Consider the following 1,663-nt stretch of genomic DNA (forward strand, 5'->3'; position numbering starts at 1 on the left):
TTTTCTACGTAAAGTCAAGTATATTAGGACTCTAAAGTCTTAATTTCTGACATATTTGACATTATTGCTTTAATCGGGGCGTTTTATTTCTAAATTAGGAGCATCACAAAAGGCTTCAAAGAAATTACTTCTTTGAAGTTAACTTAGGCTATAATGAACCTGATCAATTAATTACGACAAAAGTCTTTTTGATTATTGTTGGCTACGTTGTAATCATACATTTGATCAGTGATAATCAAAATGTAGACCGTTCTAAGCAGTTTATGGATTGAAGCAATGGCAATTTTCTTGAACCCCTTTGTTTGAGAAAATTGCTTTTTTCGTTCATAGTAATCTGCTATGTGACATGGACTAGTCTTAGCCGCTAGATCGATTTGTCCAATTGCACGATAAAGAATCTTCCGCGCAACAGCATTGCCGTGCTTAGAGATCCTTAAACTAGAATCTTTTTCCCCTGATTGATATCTACCTGGATCAATACCAACAAAAGCATTTATCTTGTTTGGATTACTGAATCTTCTAATGTCGCCTAATTCGGCTAGAATTCGGACGGCAGTTATTTCAGCGATACCAGGAATGCTCATTAAGATTTCTAGATCGCGATTAGGCAAAGTCTTAGCTAATTTGATCATTGCCTCTGATCTCCGCTCGCGATCAGCTGTAAGCCGTAATAATCTATTGGCGTAATAAACCACTTCATCACGCTCCGGGTCGTCTTGATCAACTGCTGGATAAGCTAAATCCGCGAGATGCTTAAGTTTAATAGCTAGTTTTTGAGCACGGTTAATACCATAACCTTTAAAATCTTTAATTTGCTTAGCGATGGTTGATACGTCAAGATTTCTAACATCTTGACAGTGTGGAAAGAGCCCAACTAAATACCAGTAATTAACCCCTCTAGAGTTATTGAAAATGGTTTCTAATTCTGGAAAAGTTAACTGTAAATATTTATGAAGTCGATTCTTGGAAGAAACAATATCGTGAGTTAATTCCTCATAAGCCCGACTTAAAGACTGCAATTGATGATAAACCTCAGGCTCTTTTCGATTAGGTTGATGCTGATTTCGATCTTGAGCTAGTGCCAAATGGTAAGCATCATTGCGATCGGTTTTATTGCGACGTAAGCCCTGATTAATTTCTTTCCTAGCCTTTAAAGGATTAAGAAGAACATAATCATAATCGTATTCATCTAAAAATCTAGTAATTCTGCGTGAATAAACTCCAGTTGCTTCTAAGATGATTTGTGGATGTTCGGCGTATTCTTTTAGATCTATCAACAGAGTTTTAAAGCCGATAGTATCGTTAGTGATCTTATATTCTCGTGTGGCGCCACTCTGAAGTACACAAACACTGGAATCACGACTACTTACATCTATGCCAAAGACAATGCTCATTTTTAAACCCTCCTAAATAGCTGTTAGTGGTTGGAACGTATTTACTAAGGTAATTATTTCTAATTTTCTAAACTGGACATCAAGTGTCGACATTCTTCGAAGAGAATACTAATTACTAAGTAAAACTGCCTGTTTTAAGGACGACGTCAAGCGTCTAAACTTCTTACGGCATATAGTTTCACCACTATTTAAAGTTTAGAACAAAACTAAAATAGTGAATCAACTATCCCGTCGGATAATCGATTCACTATAAAGCTTAGAATGTTTTA

The 1,663-nt window shown here is 36.1% G+C and carries 1 protein-coding gene; it reads right to left on the reverse strand.

Features of this window, described 5'->3' with window-relative positions:
* Positions 1-167 precede the first annotated feature (167 nt).
* Positions 168-1,394 carry an IS110 family RNA-guided transposase gene (locus tag FFM78_RS13595; protein WP_137638907.1) on the reverse strand — a complete coding sequence of 409 codons (1,227 nt, stop codon included), beginning with the start codon at positions 1,392-1,394 and terminating at the stop codon, positions 168-170.
* Positions 1,395-1,663 lie beyond the last annotated feature (269 nt).

Source organism: Loigolactobacillus binensis (genome assembly GCF_005405165.1).
GTDB lineage: Bacteria > Bacillota > Bacilli > Lactobacillales > Lactobacillaceae > Loigolactobacillus > Loigolactobacillus binensis.